Genomic DNA, 16,398 nt, shown 5'->3' with positions numbered 1-16,398 from the left:
TCCCTTTGTTAAAGATTATTTGGCTCCTGCCTCAATTAGAAAGGTCTCGATTTCTTTAAATCCTTTTTGTTTCGCATGTTCTAGCGGTGTTATCCCTTCACCATCCGCCAAGTTGACATTTGCCCCATATTGAACCAATAGCTCTACTGTTTTCTGCTGCTTTTCATCTCCGTTATTTAAGATAATCGCTTCTAACAGCGCCGTCCAACCAAGGTTGTTCACATGGTTCACATTGACATCTGTTTTCGTTAAAAGCATGTCCACAACATCCACATAACCGTGTTCCGATGCAGGAATTAAACCTGTTCCGCCGTATCGGTTTGTGATTTTCGCATCAGCTCCTGCTTCAATGGTTAAGCGAAGGATATCGGTGTAGCCTTCCGCACTCGCATACAGATACGGGTTGTTCTTCATGCTATCTTGGATGTTCACATCAGCACCTGCTTCAATCAAAACCTTTGCAGTGTCATAGTCTTCATTATACGTAGCAATCATTAGAGGCGTTCGTCCTTGAGAGTCTTGTACGTTTAGATCCATGCCGTCCTTGATTAGTTTTTTCACCTGCTCGGTATCTTGCTGTTCAGTTGCTTGGTGAAGTTCGTCTGTCACGGTTGATGTCTCCTTTCCTGGCGTATTGGTGCTTTCGCTTTTGTCGGTACACCCTTGCAGAAGTAACATAATGCTAAGTACTGCTGCTAACCATTTCATCTATTCACTCCCCTTTTCACATCTCTCCTTACTTGTTTTGTCTTACACAGATAAGGATAGATGGAATTCCTAAATTCCATCTAAACAAATTCTTAAGAAAAGCTTAAAAAAATATCCCGGCTCATATTCCGGGATAATAACTTACACGTTAAAGCGATAGCCAGCTCCCCAAACGGTTTCTAAGTGCTCAGGTTTTGCTGGATTTTGTTCAATCTTCTCCCGAAGTTTTCGAACGTGAACCGTAACCGTTGATACATCAGCCGCAGAATCCATTCCCCAGATCCGCTCATACAACTGATCCTTCGATAGCACTTGATTCGGGTGCATCACGAAAAACACGAGCAGGTCAAATTCTTTTGTCGTAAACGGCACGTCTTTTCCGTTTACCTGTACTTTACGTGAGGATTGGTCAATCGAAATCCCTTGTACAAAAAGCACTTGGTTTCTTGGCTGTTGCCCTGCAAGTCGTTCATAACGTGATAGATGTGCCTTTACTCTCGCGACTAATTCACTTGGTGAAAAAGGTTTTGTAATATAGTCATCAGCTCCAAGACCGAGTCCTCTAATCTTATCGATTTCTTCTTTTTTAGCGGACACGAGCAGAATCGGGATATTTTGCTCAGCCCGAATCTCTTTACAAATATCAAATCCGCTTATCCCAGGCAGCATGATGTCGAGGATAATGAGGTCATAATTGCCTTCCAAGGCAGCTGTGACACCTGATTTTCCATCATGCTTCATATCTACCTGAAAGCCCTCAATCTCTAAATAATCTCTTTGCAATTCAGCAATGCTCACTTCATCTTCAATCAGCAAAATGCGTTTCACGTTGATCCCCCTTTTTTAACGTAAAGAATACAGATGTACCTTCTCCAAGCTTGCTGTCTGCTTCAATTATTCCCCCGTGTGCCTGTATGATTTGTTTCGCGATTGCAAGTCCAAGTCCGCTTCCACCTGTTGCCGTGTTCCGTGAAGGTTCAGACCGGTAAAAGCGATCAAACACAAACGGAAGTGCTTCGGGGTCAATGCCTTGTCCGTTATCTGTGATGATAATCATAACATCTTCATCGTTTTCTTCTAGAGTAATAGCAATTTTCTTCTCATCCTTATCTAAAAACTTTACACTGTTCTGAATTACGTTCATCATAACCCGTTTTAATTTTTCACGATCGGCCGTCACAATAAGTGATGGAGCTATAATTGCAACGTCCAGTTGGAAGCCATGTGGCTGCAAATCGAATTGAACTTCTTCCGATATATCTCTAATAAACGGAACAATATCCACTTTTTCAAAAGAGAACGGCTCCCTCTTCAGGTCAAGCTTTGAGAACAGGAAGAGCTCATCGATTAGAGCGTCCAAATCTCGCGCTTTTAAAGATATAGTTGATAAATACTTTGCCGTTTTCTCTGGAGTGTTGGCAACACCGTCTCGTATCCCTTCTACATACCCGATGATGGATGTGATAGGTGTCTTTAAATCGTGCGAGATGTTAGACAGCAGCTCTTTTCGGTTTTCTTCGTATTTAATCTGAAGTTCTGTAGATTCCTTCAGCCGAATCCTCATCTCTTCAAAAGCCCGGTGTAGCTGACCCACTTCGTCGTTAGAAGCTGATGTGACTTTAAAGTCGAGATCTCCTGATTTGATTCGGTCCGCTGCTTGTTTTAAAAAGGTGACCGGCTTAATGATGCTTCTGGAAACCAAATAATTCAGAAGGCCAATGATCACTACAAACAAAATTACCAATAAAATTAATAAAAATGGAAATAGCTCACGTGTCAGTTCCGCAACCGAACTGGCTTTTCGTAAGACGAAGATGCTACCCTGCTCACCATCTTCAAAATAAAAATCAAACTTCACATACGTGAAGAACCTATCATCAATCCGTATTGTATCGCGAGTGTTTATATTGATTTCTTCAAATTCAGGCAGAAAACGCTGTAGTTTTTCCCGATTCTGTTCGTCAGTTGAATAGACGATTTCTCCGCCTTTTCTTACGACAATACCAATCCCGACTTGTTTAATGTTTTGAAGTTCATTTGTATATAAAAGTGAATTGGGATCTTTCTTCGCAAGTAATTTAAGATCTAAAAAGGTGCTTTCCTCCACTGTTGTTAGAGGCTTTTGGATATACGTTTTCTTAAATAAGTGCTCAACCGACTTTGTGTCTCCTGTGACTGTAAAAAGAATCAAAAAACCGGCCGCAAGACACAAGATGATTGAGACAACGGTAACGCCTATATAAGACAGCAGAAATCTCATTTTAATCGACATGCTTTTAATCTCCTCATTACCGCAAGTTATTCTGGATATAGGTTTTCTTCCTTATCTGTTTTAACCATGCTGGCGGTTTATCTGTACTACTTTACCACGTAAATCTTAAAATTTTCTTAAATGATCCTTTTAAAAATTATCTACTTCGCTCTTGCTTTCTTCCTAAAGAGATAAAAAAATGACGTGCTGCTCAGCACGTCTTTAGACCGTAGACAAATCCCTATTCAAACTTGAAGCTTTTTTATCTCTTCAACCCTTTTCTTGAATAACTGTAACTGATTTCGATTCATTATTCGTAAGTGTCTCTTCAAAAGTCAGCCCAAGCTGGGCTAATCTCCGAAGACTGGACACTAAACTCAAACCAAAACTTTAATATTTAATAATCTTGTTTTAGAGACCATACCAGCACTTTCTAATGTCCGTTTTGAGAGAGCGTTATAATACCAACAACCACAAATCGGATTTAGATTATTGTCATAACACCATTCCTTTAAGTGATGTATTATCGTTCTACCTATTCCATTTTTTCTGTACTGTTCATTCGTAAACATGCCAATATTTCCAAATCTGTCGAGTAACATACTTCGTTCTATAATCCCTATTCCAAGTAATATATTTCCTTTGGTGAAGGTGAATATTTCCCTATTTTCAATACGTTCCTCCACTTTATCTATGAAGTCCTGACAAACCTCAGTTATTTGCGGAGTATCATTAGGAACGGCAGCCCTGAATTTCCCACCTTTAAATAATTTTTCTTTTGCAATTTTTACTTTGTTATCTTGGAAAAAGTAAGCTTGTTTTTCAATCTTATAATCATGGTCTAATACCAAACTTAAAAAAAGTTCATCGCATGTTGGAACCAGTATTGACTGAATTGAATGATTCCTAAGAACATTTTTAAAAATTTCTTGGGATTCTTTGTAATATGATAACTTTAAATAAAATTGGGTAAGGTACTGATTATTATGAATGGCATAATACCCTGCATCCTCATCGTTGTAACTGACTGTATAAAATGCGGAATTGAGAATATGCTCCTCTAAGAAAGAATCAATAGGAGAACTTAATGTCCTTACATATTCCTGGATTAAATTTTCAACATCATTTTGTTTACATTCTTTAAAATAAATATTCATGTCGGACACCCCATATTTTTGTTCATCTGATTAGCACACTCATGTAATATATGTCCTACCATAAAATAAAAAGGATCTATACAATAGATTGCTCCTACTTCAAGTCATCTAAAAGAAGCTGGTTGTAATGTGAGCAATTCTCCTTAAGTTTCGTGAAATCCTTCTTTAAACCTGTCAGTTTTTTAACAGCCCTTACTCAGGCAATCGTGGCCCAATTCAAAAAGACCCTTATATATAGTAAGGCGCCCTTTAGCTTAAGAAAATATTGATTTGACTCCTATAACTTGTTATTGTAAGGAAATGAGTGCTTACTATTAATTAACGATTTCAAATCCCACCTGTAAAGAGTATCTTTTAATTCTTCGTATCTAAAAGGGCTTAATGGTGAAAGAAATGAACCCCTGCAGACTTTAGATTTGTCATATATAAAATAAGTAGTGTTGTACCAGCAATTCAACCAGTGAATTCTGTAAAATTTGCGGCTAGTAAAAAAGTATAAATAATGTTTCCATTGCATCTGCTAATCCTCTATAGAAATTATAAAATCAGTTATAAAAATAATTCCTCCTGTAATTAGGCTTGCAGGACAGCTGTCTGGGACCCCTACCTGGGGATCTCAAACATCAGCTGCAAACGTTCATTTTTACAAGCAGGCTTAAGCCTGCTATTTTCGTTTTTAAAGGTATTTATGTTAGAATCGGTACCCCTATTTGCATAAACACCCTCATTTTCATTCAGCCCACCAGGCTTCTGCAAAGGCTGACAACGTGGATAGATCAACCCTGTATAAAAACGTGCATAACCGATAAATACGAATATTAAAAAACCTCTTGAGACTCAAGGGGTTTTGGTTTGTACAGCTTCCTCTACTATTTAACAATGTTTTTAGAGATTGGTGGTTCTGTTGCGAAATTCAAGATAGTATAAGCTCTCTCAAATATTGAAGTAAATCCCACTTTAATGGAATACTATGAAATTCCCACAACTGTCAAAAATTAATTAAATGTAGAAGTATTTGTAGTGACGTTATTTTTTGAAACTACCTTTTTATAAATAATAAATACTATAATTCCTACTAAACCTCCTACAGTATTTAATATAACATCATCAATATCAATTGCACGGTGTCCTCCTTCTGAGTACAAATAACCTGAAACGGAAAAATTTAAGAAAAGCTGAAATGTCTCAATTAAAAGAGAAATAACAAGTATTGTTTGAGCTACTTTATATTTGCTGGCTACAATTTTCAATGCTAATAAAGCAAACGATAAAGGTAGTAACAATAGGAAATTACCTGCGGTTTGAATTATTGTTACAGGTGCTACTACTGTTCCCAATAAATTATTAAAAATAGTTTTAAAAGGTATTAAGTTTATTTGTTGCATACTTATATATGAATCACCCACATACTCTTGAGTAAAATAATACGAAACGTTAACAAGAGATACGTAAGAATGTAACACGAAAAGATAAAGTATAAATCCCGATAAAATAACCAAGTCAAGAACATTTTCAACTCTTGATTTACTAATCAACCATACACATAATATTAATACCACTGAAAAGTTCACAACTAAATTCAGGTACTCTAAAAGCTTTGCTCCTTCAAAAATACTATTATTATAATTATAAAGAAAATAAATCAGAGCAACTAACAAACTTAACCACTTATTTAATTTTAAAGTCGACATTAAATTCTCCTTCTTGATCTTAAAGTTAATAATTTCACTAACAAAAACGATACTATCCAATAAATGTAAAATGTTCTTCGGTCACCCTCTTCGTTTTTAAACAAAAGTAGCGATCCCTATAATGCAATCGCCCCCGATTGTTGACTATCATATATGTTGTCTTATCGAAGAAAAGCGCCCGTTTGTTGAATAAGAAAAGCATTATTTGCTATGAAGTAATGCTTTTCTTATTACGTTGTATAAAACAGACAAGAATAGTACAAATCTATTTTACATAATGTTTTTTAAAATCTGGGTGGATAGAAAATTTGCGACGTAAATTGATGAGGTTTTCTCCAAAACTTTCCTCTAAAAGTTCTCTATGTTTCTCCATAATTTCCATGAGATACAAATCATGAATCATGACTTCTGTAATTGGCATTACTAAACCTACATGCATTGTCCATGCTGCACGGCTATCTTTACCCAGCGAGACAATACCTGCTACTACTTCTGAATCATCTCCACTAATAACAAGCCATCGTCCACCATACTCTTCTGTAATTTCATGACCCATATAATGGAGGTAAACATTAGCAAAATCAGAGACGATTTCCCCATAAGCAATAATCGTTACATTGACCCCTCTATTTGCTGCCTGTCTTAGTTCAGACTCCAATTCTTCGAATTCCTCTTTCCAAATCTCTAAGAGAATTCTTTTTTCAGCAGACAATATACAAGCTTTTACCTTATCGAGTATTTCATTGCGTCCCGTGATATTCCAGATATTTTCACGGTCATTTGCAGAACGTTCAAACTCCGCTAATGATTTTTCTGCCAGTTCAAAATTCTCTTCTGCTTTCATTCGACGGTTTTTAATTAGCTCCTTTGCAGGAACAGGAGTATACTGTGGTGTGTTTCCAGGACTAACCAGAATATCTCCGCGCATGACGAGACTGTCCAGAACTTCATATATTCTTGAACGTGGTACACCGGAATTTTTTGCTACTGCATAACCGGTTAATGGCGATTCTTCCAATAGGGTAAGATATGCTTTCGCCTCATATTCGGTAAAATTTAGATTTTTTAATGTTTCTAAAATGTTTTCTTTCATAAATCCTCCAATACAACCTTAGTCGCTACCTTTGTAACTAATATTTTAGCAAAATCTGTTGATTTTTTCCAAGGGTATCTGATATACTTACATGAGTAGTTACTTAAGTAGTCACTATAAAGAGAGGAAGGGAGAAATAGTATGGATAACTTACTAACATACATCTCAATAGCTGCAATGATGGTTATCATACCTGGAGCAGATACTATGCTACTTATAAAAAACACACTTAGCTATGGTTCAAAAGCCGGACGTTATACGGTTTTTGGAATGGCGATGGGACTTTCGTTTTGGACACTGATTGCGATCCTTGGCTTATCTGTTGTCATTGCAAAGTCCGTCATTCTTTTCAGCACCATCAAATATTTGGGAGCCGCCTACTTAATTTATTTAGGGATAAAAAGTTTTTTTGCTAAAAGCGTGTTTTCTTTAAAAGAAATTCAAGCTCAAGCAAATACACCTACAAAGTATTCAAATCGGCATAATAAAGATTCCTTTATGCAAGCGTTACTTAATAATATTCTTAATCCAAAGACTGTTTTAGTTTATATAACAATCATGCCACAATTTATCAATTTAAACGGAAATGTAAACCAGCAATTGATTGTATTAGCCTTCATCCTAACCTTACTCGCTGTATTGTGGTTTCTATTTCTTGTTTATCTAATTGATTACGCAAAAAAATGGTTGAACAACTCAAAATTCCAGAAGGCATTCCAAAAATCAACTGGCTTAATTTTAATAGGTTTTGGCATAAAAACAGGAATTTAAATTCATTTACTAACACACCTAATTTGATTCTCTCCGTTCAAAAAATTGAGCGGTTTTTTCTGTTTAACGTCGTTTGTTTTTAACGTGCAACTAACATCCTTGTTCAATTAACTGGCCCGGTTGTTGATCAAACTCTTGAAACCACTCTTCAACAATCCTGCCCAATAGCTTAATACCAATTATTTCAAAACAAGGCCGGAATCAATTGCATCAACATTCGATGAAATAAATTATAATTGCAAAACACAACGTTTAAAATTGATAAATTGGTATAGGGGTATAACTTAGAGTTATACCCCGAATAATTTACTTATGTGACTTACCTGCATTTAAGTTTAAGTACATTTCTTCATAATCTCACACCCGTTATTAACATAAATATCCAGTTTCGTTTTAGAATCTTACTCCATTAAATGGCCCGATTGTTTAAGAAAGCAAATGAAAAAGAGTAACCGAGATAGCTCTTTGTTAATGTACTTTCTCCATAGTCTAATAAGGATTCCATAGTAGATTCTACTGGATGTTTGCTTTAACGACGAAAAAACGTCTTATTAAATTGTTTGAAAAAATATTATTTTAAATCGTTGAAGAAACTAGGAAGGCATATAAATAAAGCCGTTAAATAATAAAAGCTCTTTCTTCAATGGGCTTGATCCAAAACATCTACAAAATGATTTTCAATGACTAATTGGCCGATGCAACCGGTTCATGTTTTCTTGTCAATTTGGATACCTCTATCTTATTCGTTATTCTAATTATAATAACACCCCAATTCTCCCTGAAACTTAAAAAATCTGAGAATTCCAATTTGATGCAGCGTTTGTTCCATCAGTAGCTGAAAAGTAAGCATCAGGCTCAGTGATTAAAGGTGATGCAAATGTATTTGTATTCCCAAGCTTTGAAGCAGGAAACTTTGGCTACAAAATTGCCCAACGTTTAGGTGATTTTGTAGCAGTTGGTCCAATCCTACAAGGTTTAAATAAACCAGTTAATGATCTATGACGTGGTTGCAATGCTGAAGATGTTAATAAAATAGCGTTGATTACAGCTGCACAGTCATAATGGTAAGTGAGTACAAGCTATCGGAATTTCGCTAAACAAGGATCGGGCGGTTTTTGCCCAGTTTTACTTATTGAATACTCGTGAATAGTCATAAACAATATTTAAGATGGATTTTCTCCTGATTTTAGAAATAGTCATCAAAACTGTATAAGCAATTTGAACACGAGGATTCAATTGCTGTCTGAAGCCCCATATTCAGTGATAGTTAATTTTACGTTGTACTTGATCGGAACCTCACTAAATGTTTGATCCCAATCTTTTTTGACCTTTTCCCATACTTTAGGATGTTTAATTCTCAATTGGTTTCCAAAGCCGGCAACGTCGACTTGGTAATCCCCTTGCATGATTTCTAATACATTATTCACTAATCGATTTACTTCTTCTTCAGCAGCTTTTTCAGCGCTTTTTAAAAATTTATTTTCAGAAGTTTTCTTCGAAACCACCCAATTTTCAGAAAGACGCCCTTCTGATTCTATTTTTACATCAAAAGAGATGTTGTTCCCATTAATATGAGGTGTGATTTTGCTTTTCATAGACTTTACCTCGTAAATGATTGGCTGATTTGTCTCTTTATCAAAGTTTTTCACCAAACCGCCTTTTCCCTTTCCAGTTATCCACGTTAAACCATCCAATTCCTCTTCATTCAAAAACCCAAGCAGCTTTTTTGTCTTACCTGTAATCACGGCAGTTCCTGATAATTTAACTTCTCCATTCGTCGAAATTACATTTTGCAAAAGAAAACTGGATCCTGATTGCATCTTGCCCTCTAATTTAGCGAGTGACATAGGGGGCAAAATCCTTGTTGTTCGATCTTCATTATCTGAAATTCCAATTAAACGAATCGCTGGAATTTCTCCTAATTCCTTTGATTCTAGCGTCTCGTTTGCTCGCCCCTTGCTAATGAACACAAGACAGCTTGGTCTAACCTCATTATCACGGAGGAATTGATCAAGTAATTGTTCCAAACTATACTTACGTACAAGATCCGAATTGATAACAATAAGTTTTAGATGTGGGCTGAACATAGGACGATCCTTTCTCAATGAAAATTCACGAGTCATTTGATGGATGGAATCACCAGTTTCAGAAATATTTATATAAGGTTTTTGCTGCATTCCTCCCCCATTACTCCCTGACCCTTTTCCTTGTGCGTTAACAAATTGATAGGTCAACGTTAAGATATCGCTTTTGGTATACCCCCCTCCCTGTTCCTTTAGCTCTTGCTCAATTGTTGACTCCTTTCCTTCATCTAATGCTAAACCTACACTTAAACCAATCTCTTCAATTTCATGACTGCTCCAGCACCCTGTAAGAAACAGGAGTAATAGAACAGAGAGCATACCCTTGAGGGACCGCACATTGTTATGGCTTTGCTTCATGCTTTCCCACCTTCCATCTTGAAACAATGAGAAGTAGCAACGGTAGTAAACCAAATAAATACAACGCGACATTGCCAATCATATCACCGAGTTTAAATTGGTCATTGATATTTTTCGGCACCATAGAGATGATATAAATAACTGGAAGTAATCCGCACATAAATGGATGAATGTTCTTTTTGAAGAGTTGAGCCAGCCCCAAAGCAGCCGCATAGTAGGAGATGGTAAATGAAGCAAATAATTGCATGATCCATATCACGAGCAATATAGACTCAAACCTTTCAAAGATCAGGCCGTGGATTTCAAAACTTCTCATGAGATCAAGGGTCGGCCATGTTCTTGTGACCACTCCATCGACGGAAAACGCTCCAATTACCATAATGACGATTATTATATAAAAGACCAAGGGTATAGCTGTTCCGACTACAACAGCTTTTACTGCTTTATGCGGATGTTTCATAAATGCCGTAAGGAACAACATGATTTCAATACCAGTATACGAGAGAGCCGTTGTCTTTACCCCTTTTAGCACTGGTATGACTCCCAATCCTAATACCGGACGGAGATTATCTATCTCAAATATTCCGAAACTCATAAAGACAACCAGCAAAAAAAGGATGACCGTAATAGGGAATATTATTTCAAACAGACGGGCGATCGGATTGATTCCTCCAATGATCAAATAGAGACCTACCCAAATAAATGACATGGTGATTGCCCAAGCAGGAGTACCTTCCAGTAAATAAAAGCCTGTTACTTCCACCATTGAACGGACTTGAAACCCGGCAGTCATTAATAAATAACATACAATAAGGAGACTGAGCAGCCCGCCTACCCATTTTCCTACGATTTCTCGACTATATTGATAAAAGGTTTTTTCGGGAAACTGTTGGCTTAATTTCACAAGGATCACCCCTGCCATCATCGCGATTAGTCCGCCTAAAATAACGGTAATCCAAACATCCGGTGTTTTTACCTTTTCTACAGATGTCCTGGGCAGAGTGAGGATCCCTGATCCGAGGATAAAATTGATGACGACAACAGCTGCTTGCGGAGTGGTTATTCGGTCTTTTGGACTAAGAATCATCTAGGGTTCACTTCCTTTCTAAGTAAGCTATCCTTTACGAATTTGATCTTTCGTATGCATCATCTTCGGACGACGTTTCATCATCTGAAGTGGCATGCGAACCATAAAATCTTTCCAGCCACTTAATCGATAAGGCACAGCAGGACTGGCATAAGGTACGCCAAAACTCTTCAGTTTCACCAAATGACTGCAAAGAAAGAGGAAAAACAGAATGACTCCGTACAATCCAAACAATGCAGCGCTAAACATGGCTACAAAGCGAAGAATGCGCAATGGAATCCCCGCGCTATAACTCGGAATGGCAAAGGAGGAAATGGCGGTTATTGCTACTACGATAACCATGATATTGCTGACTATCCCTGCTTGTACCGCCGCTTCACCAATGATCAGTCCGCCAACAATCCCCATCGCAGGGCCAATAGGCTTGGGCAAGCGCAGCCCAGCTTCCCGCAAAATTTCGATTGCTACTTCCATAAGCAGTGCCTCTATTAAAGAAGGAAACGGAACACCTTCCCTTGTCCCTGTGATAGAAATGGCTAACTCACTAGGAATCATTCCCGGATGAAATGAGATAAAAGATATATACAAAGCAGGTGCAAACAACGTAACAATAGCTGCTCCAAAACGCAGCAGACGAAAGAGCGTGCCGGGAATCCAGCGTTCATAATAATCTTCTGGCGATTGCAGCAGCATGCTAAATGTAACTGGGGCGATCAAAGCAAAAGGCGTTCCATCTAATAAAATTGCTACTCTTCCTTCCATCAATGCACTAATGACGCGATCAGGGCGCTCCGTACTCTGTACTTGGGGAAAGGGACTGAGGTAATTATCTTCGATCAGTTGCTCTACATAGCCTGATTCCGGTACATGATCAATTTCGATTTTCTGAACTCTTTTCTTGACCTCTTCTACTAATTCAGGGTCAGCAATCTCTTTCATATAGGCGATGACCAGTTCTTTTTTTGCACGCTTTCCTACTTGGAATTTTGTTAATGATAAGTTCTCATTTTCACCATGGCGTCGCAAAAGGGCGGTATTATCGCTTAAAATTTCAGTGAAACCTACCACCTCTGACCAATGCCTCTGATACTGGCTCTTCAATATTCCGTTTGTTTGCTTTGGTTGTACCAAGAATGAAAACATCTGATGATCCATCAATCAAAAGGGCTGTTAAACCTGTTAATACTTTTGTCATCAATGCTTTTATGTGATGGACTTCTTCTACTTCACTAATAGAAAGAACTTGATTTTTAATAAATTCTTTTGAAAAGGTACCTCTCACATAAGGAGTTTCCTGTTTATATTCTTCACAAAAATTAAGCATCAATGATTTCATAATATGTTTGTCGATGAGATCTTTATCTGACAGTCCATCGACAAAAATGATCGCCGCCCGAATGCCTGTGCGCCCTATGTTAAACTCCCGAAAGTGCACATCTGAGTTATGACCGATTTCTTGCTTGACATGCTCCAGATCCACATCGAAATCGCCTGTAATTTGACCGATTGAATCTTGATAAAACTTAGATTTAAGCTCTGTATCACTTTGAATGGAAGGTTGCGTTTGTTTGATCTTTGATTTCCACCATTTCATAATCATCACTCTTCCTCTAAAGTACGGAACCAATTAAAAAATCTTGAGATTAAAAACGGAATGAAAAATGTGATAAAACCCTGAATAAAGACTTTCCAGTCTGGAAGATAGGAAACCACCATTTTCCACATATCAAATCACCCTTTAATTACCTGATTCCTGCAACTGACATTAGGAATAAACATTTTTAATATGTTGTTATTAATGAATAAAAAACTTCTAAATCATTATGTAATTGGAACATTAACGATAATCTTATTCGAGTTTGTACCTAATAAAATGAATTAGCAACACAGTTCCGAGGAAGAGAAATTCCGGCTTCATTTTAAAAATCGAAGAATATTCAATTATTATCTGCCTAATTTGCGTATATATGCAGAAAAGTATCCCTCCCGTTTTTTTAGTTTCCTTACCTCCCTAGGTAGCTTAATAATCCTTACTCAAATAAATGGCCCTAACATAAAGAAAGAACACAATTCTTGTTGTGGTATGCTCCCCTTATAGTAGACACATTTAAAAAAGCGCATTAATCTGTCTACTAGGAGGGGGTATTTTTTATGGAGAAAAAAGCAGAGACTTATGATATATCGTTTAAGAAAAAAGCGGTGGATTTATATCATCAAAAGAAGAATTATTCAGCTGTTTCCAGAGAATTAAACATTCATCGAAAAAACATACAACGGTGGGTTAAACAGTTTAGTGAAGATGGAATTGTTGGTCTTAGGGAGAAACGCGGAAGAAAAAGTGGGTCTGGTAAAGTCTCTTCATCTACTATTGAAAATCCTCAAAAGAAAATAAAGCGATTAGAAGCTGAGAACGAACTGTTAAAAAAGCTTTTAAAGATGTGAAAGGGGGAATTGATTTAGAACCTAGTAATCTATTTCAAATCATTGATGATTTATCTAATCATTCTATACAGCTACTTTGCCATCTGGCTAAAGTATCAAGAAGTGGATACTACAAGTGGGTAAAGCGTAAAGCATTACCTTCGGAAAAGCAGATAGAGGATGAGAAGCTAAAGCAGAAAATAATAGAATGTCATCAGAAATATAAGGGCATCTATGGCTATAGAAGAATACAAATTTGGTTAAAGAGGACCTATGATATTCACATTAATCACAAAAAAGTTCAACGGTTACTAAGTGAGCTAGGTATTAAAGCAATTATCAGGAAGAAACGAATTTATTACGGTAAGAAAGAACCTTATCTTATCTCGAATAATTATTTAAATAGAGCCTTTTACGCTTCTCGCCCTAATGAAAAGTGGGTAACTGATATTACGTACCTCATTTTCAATGGACAGAAACTATATTTGTCTGCCATCAAAGACCTATATAATAACGAAGTTGTTGCGTACCAAATTAGTAGACGCAATGATTATAAGCTAGTCTTGGATACTCTTAAAAAAGCCATAAAAGGAAGGAATGTAAAAGGAATCCTTCTCCATAGTGATCAAGGATACCAATACACGTCCCATAACTATAATCAGCTACTCACAAGAAATAAAATGAAAGCTAGTATGTCTAGAAAGGGCAACTGTTGGGATAACGCTAGTATGGAAAATTTCTTTAGTCATTTAAAAACAGAATGTTTTAACCTTCATACTTTTAAAACTTCACAAGAGGTTAGAAGGGCTATTAAAGACTACATTCTCTTTTATAACCACGAAAGGTTTCAAAACAAGCTAAACAACCTGACTCCTATCGAATATAGAAGTCAGGCTTCTTAACTGCGCTTATTTTTTGTGTCTACTTGACAGGGGTCAGATCAGTTGCAGAATTGCGCCCTTTTGTTGAACAACTATTAAAGTTGTGAGGTTTTTTATGATTAACTATTTTAATATATCCCAGTTAATTTAATCTTAACTTTTTACATAATCGAAACAAAAGATATTACCCATGTAACTGTTCATGATTACCTTTGTTTACCTTGCAACTAGATTGATTTGAATCATTGAAAATTTAATGTTGTGTGACAATAAGTTTGTTTTTAAAAAAAGACTTTAAACTAATACTTTTATTGCTCTCTAAATACTTCACTCTTTCTCCCACTTTGAATAATTCGTTTGATTGATTTAATCGCATCAAAGTGCATGCCTTCATGGTATAAGCAAAAGCTAAGAAATTCTTCTACTGTTGATAATGTAAGACCTGTGGATGTTGTATAAGGTTGTTCTACAGCTTCTTTGATCCTAAATTTCATTACTTGCTCAATCCTACGGACTTGATTTTCGAGTAATAAGATTAATTCATGAATTGGTGGCACCTCTTCTCCCCAATCGCTTGGTTTAGTGCCTGGACTGAATAATTCTGTAAATTGATCAGGTATCTTCATTTCTTCTCCAGTGAAATGAAAGGCGAACTTTTCTTGCACGACATATATATGCCCGAGATTCCATTTAATATTGTTATTGAATCCTTCCGGAATGGAAAGTGATGCCTCATCATTCATTTCTGCCACATGACCAATCGTATTATCCCGAACAAATCTTAATTGTTTAAAGATATAGTTTTCCACTTTATTCCCTCCTGAACATTCTTAATCATATCCAAAATGTAGGATATTCCCGGTTACTGCGCAAATTATTAATAATCAACGCAAAGAAAACAATTATCACCGAGCCGATTAATACCGGTGTAATTAAGTAACTCCAACTGTACGCGCCCAGCATAACAACAAGTGGGTCTGCCCCTGCTGGAGGGTGAGTCGTTTTTGTAATCATCATAAAAGCAATCGCTAAACCGACAGCTAAACCAATCGTCCAAGGTTCATTACCCAATAACTGAAATATGGCTAATCCAACGAATGTTGAAACAAAATGTCCCCCAATAATATTTCTCGGCTGTGATAAATATTTTCATTGAACACCATTTGCGTCTTCCACTTTCATCAATAAATAAAAGTACACAATCCGGATTGGAGCATCGTTTGAGGGAAGACAGCTTTTTTGTTTCAATTAAAGTTAATACATCAAAGGCAACCAACGATAAAAGGGAATCCTCTACCTCACCAACAGGAATGGGAATCTATTTTTTATGCATTAATTTATAAGTGAATGGTGCTTTTTCGACAGTTTTTTCTAAAAAAGCAATAAATTGATCTGGAAATGGCTGTCCATCTGTTATTAATTCAAAATAGTCTCTTAAAACAGTCCGCATTTCTAGAATACATAATAATACTTGTCCAATCCTCTCTTGGACCTTTAAGAATAGCGGATCATCCCAATAAGAGTTTTCCTCTTTTATTACATGAAGCCATTCCATCAAATCCTCTTCCGAGAGCAATAAATCCTGACGTTGACCACGTCTTACTATTTCCGTGTTCACTAAATCAAGAGAAAGATAACCTGATATAAGTGGAAATTTGTTTGCCTCAGTCATTAAGTTTACCTCCCAATTTCCATATTATATTCTAACCATTAAAATAATCATTGAAAGGTTATATAATCATTATATCTTATTTTAGCCAGCTACTTATCGAGTAATGTTTTTATCAATTTCTTTAGCAAATAACGCGTGCTTTTTAATCAACTTTATTGTAAAATAGACGACTTTATTTTGATTTAAACTACTTTTAAATTACTGTTTATTTAACTCCTTCTATAC

At 36.5% G+C, this 16,398-nt stretch carries 12 protein-coding genes and 4 pseudogenes; 4 read left to right on the top strand and 12 right to left on the bottom strand.

Annotation, left to right across the window (positions count from 1 at the left end; genetic code table 11):
- Positions 1-15: 15 nt before the first annotated feature.
- The 6 genes from QFZ72_RS14565 to QFZ72_RS14540 form a co-directional block, all read right to left on the bottom strand.
- Positions 16-708: an ankyrin repeat domain-containing protein gene (locus QFZ72_RS14565; RefSeq protein WP_307434432.1), complete on the bottom strand. Its 693-nt coding sequence runs from the start codon at positions 706-708 to the stop codon at positions 16-18.
- Positions 709-849: 141 nt separating this feature from the next.
- Positions 850-1,536: a response regulator transcription factor gene (locus tag QFZ72_RS14560; protein WP_307434429.1), complete on the bottom strand. Its 687-nt coding sequence runs from the start codon at positions 1,534-1,536 to the stop codon at positions 850-852.
- Positions 1,514-2,980: a sensor histidine kinase gene (locus tag QFZ72_RS14555; protein ID WP_307434427.1), complete on the bottom strand. Its 1,467-nt coding sequence runs from the start codon at positions 2,978-2,980 to the stop codon at positions 1,514-1,516. The genes QFZ72_RS14560 and QFZ72_RS14555 overlap by 23 nt, the downstream gene beginning before the upstream one ends.
- Before the next feature lie 356 nt (positions 2,981-3,336).
- On the bottom strand, positions 3,337-4,116 hold the full coding sequence (locus tag QFZ72_RS14550) for a GNAT family N-acetyltransferase (protein WP_307434424.1): 780 nt from the start codon (positions 4,114-4,116) through the stop codon (positions 3,337-3,339).
- A 995-nt stretch (positions 4,117-5,111) separates the two neighbouring features.
- Positions 5,112-5,807, bottom strand: coding sequence for a VanZ family protein (locus QFZ72_RS14545; RefSeq protein ID WP_307434422.1), 696 nt, complete (start codon positions 5,805-5,807; stop codon positions 5,112-5,114).
- Positions 5,808-6,072: 265 nt separating this feature from the next.
- Positions 6,073-6,900 (bottom strand): TrmB family transcriptional regulator, encoded by an 828-nt coding sequence (locus QFZ72_RS14540; RefSeq protein WP_307434420.1) that lies wholly within the window; start codon positions 6,898-6,900, stop codon positions 6,073-6,075.
- Between the two features lie 141 nt (positions 6,901-7,041).
- On the opposite strand from QFZ72_RS14540, the gene QFZ72_RS14535 reads away from it, so the two are divergent.
- Both QFZ72_RS14535 and QFZ72_RS14530 read left to right on the top strand, forming a co-directional pair.
- On the top strand, positions 7,042-7,671 hold the full coding sequence (locus QFZ72_RS14535; protein ID WP_307434419.1) for a homoserine/threonine efflux transporter: 630 nt from the start codon (positions 7,042-7,044) through the stop codon (positions 7,669-7,671).
- A 798-nt stretch (positions 7,672-8,469) separates the two neighbouring features.
- A pseudogene (locus QFZ72_RS14530) lies at positions 8,470-8,670 on the top strand (phosphate acyltransferase); the annotation flags it as partial.
- Positions 8,671-8,903: 233 nt separating this feature from the next.
- Here QFZ72_RS14530 and QFZ72_RS14525 read toward each other — a convergent pair.
- From QFZ72_RS14525 to QFZ72_RS14515, 3 genes and pseudogenes are all read right to left on the bottom strand, one after another.
- Positions 8,904-10,112 (bottom strand): Ger(x)C family spore germination protein, encoded by a 1,209-nt coding sequence (locus tag QFZ72_RS14525; protein ID WP_307434416.1) that lies wholly within the window; start codon positions 10,110-10,112, stop codon positions 8,904-8,906.
- Entirely contained in the window at positions 10,096-11,199 is a 1,104-nt protein-coding gene (locus tag QFZ72_RS14520) for a spore germination protein (RefSeq protein WP_307434413.1), read from the bottom strand. The genes QFZ72_RS14525 and QFZ72_RS14520 overlap by 17 nt, the downstream gene beginning before the upstream one ends.
- A gap of 27 nt (positions 11,200-11,226) precedes the next feature.
- Positions 11,227-12,793, bottom strand: a pseudogene (locus tag QFZ72_RS14515) (spore germination protein).
- Between the two features lie 557 nt (positions 12,794-13,350).
- Between QFZ72_RS14515 and QFZ72_RS14510 the strand changes: the two are divergent.
- Positions 13,351-13,641: a helix-turn-helix domain-containing protein gene (locus QFZ72_RS14510; RefSeq protein ID WP_307430193.1), complete on the top strand. Its 291-nt coding sequence runs from the start codon at positions 13,351-13,353 to the stop codon at positions 13,639-13,641.
- Complete coding sequence (locus QFZ72_RS14505; protein ID WP_307430190.1) at positions 13,638-14,522, top strand: IS3 family transposase; 885 nt, start codon at positions 13,638-13,640, stop codon at positions 14,520-14,522. The genes QFZ72_RS14510 and QFZ72_RS14505 overlap by 4 nt, the downstream gene beginning before the upstream one ends.
- Before the next feature lie 287 nt (positions 14,523-14,809).
- Here QFZ72_RS14505 and QFZ72_RS14500 read toward each other — a convergent pair whose 3' ends face one another.
- The 3 genes and pseudogenes from QFZ72_RS14500 to QFZ72_RS14490 all read right to left on the bottom strand — a co-directional run bounded on the left by QFZ72_RS14500 (position 14,810) and on the right by QFZ72_RS14490 (position 16,173).
- On the bottom strand, positions 14,810-15,310 hold the full coding sequence (locus QFZ72_RS14500; RefSeq protein WP_307434410.1) for a DinB family protein: 501 nt from the start codon (positions 15,308-15,310) through the stop codon (positions 14,810-14,812).
- A gap of 25 nt (positions 15,311-15,335) precedes the next feature.
- Positions 15,336-15,644: pseudogene (locus QFZ72_RS14495) on the bottom strand (HPP family protein); the annotation flags it as partial.
- Positions 15,565-16,173 (bottom strand): annotated as a pseudogene (locus QFZ72_RS14490) (CGNR zinc finger domain-containing protein). The pseudogenes QFZ72_RS14490 and QFZ72_RS14495, both read right to left, overlap by 80 nt.
- Positions 16,174-16,398 lie beyond the last annotated feature (225 nt).

Source organism: Bacillus sp. V2I10 (assembly GCF_030817055.1).
GTDB lineage: Bacteria > Bacillota > Bacilli > Bacillales > Bacillaceae > Bacillus_P.
This window is presented reverse-complemented; position numbering and strand designations above follow the sequence as displayed.

Coding starts and splice junctions, on each gene's coding strand:
- QFZ72_RS14565 (WP_307434432.1), bottom strand. CDS start 708: ATGAAATGGTTAGCAGCAGTACTTAGCATTATGTTACTTCTGCAAGGG.
- QFZ72_RS14555 (WP_307434427.1), bottom strand. CDS start 2,980: ATGTCGATTAAAATGAGATTTCTGCTGTCTTATATAGGCGTTACCGTT.
- QFZ72_RS14550 (WP_307434424.1), bottom strand. CDS start 4,116: ATGAATATTTATTTTAAAGAATGTAAACAAAATGATGTTGAAAATTTA.
- QFZ72_RS14545 (WP_307434422.1), bottom strand. CDS start 5,807: ATGTCGACTTTAAAATTAAATAAGTGGTTAAGTTTGTTAGTTGCTCTG.
- QFZ72_RS14540 (WP_307434420.1), bottom strand. CDS start 6,900: ATGAAAGAAAACATTTTAGAAACATTAAAAAATCTAAATTTTACCGAA.
- QFZ72_RS14535 (WP_307434419.1), top strand. CDS start 7,042: ATGGATAACTTACTAACATACATCTCAATAGCTGCAATGATGGTTATC.
- QFZ72_RS14525 (WP_307434416.1), bottom strand. CDS start 10,112: ATGAAGCAAAGCCATAACAATGTGCGGTCCCTCAAGGGTATGCTCTCT.
- QFZ72_RS14520 (WP_307434413.1), bottom strand. CDS start 11,199: ATGATTCTTAGTCCAAAAGACCGAATAACCACTCCGCAAGCAGCTGTT.
- QFZ72_RS14510 (WP_307430193.1), top strand. CDS start 13,351: ATGGAGAAAAAAGCAGAGACTTATGATATATCGTTTAAGAAAAAAGCG.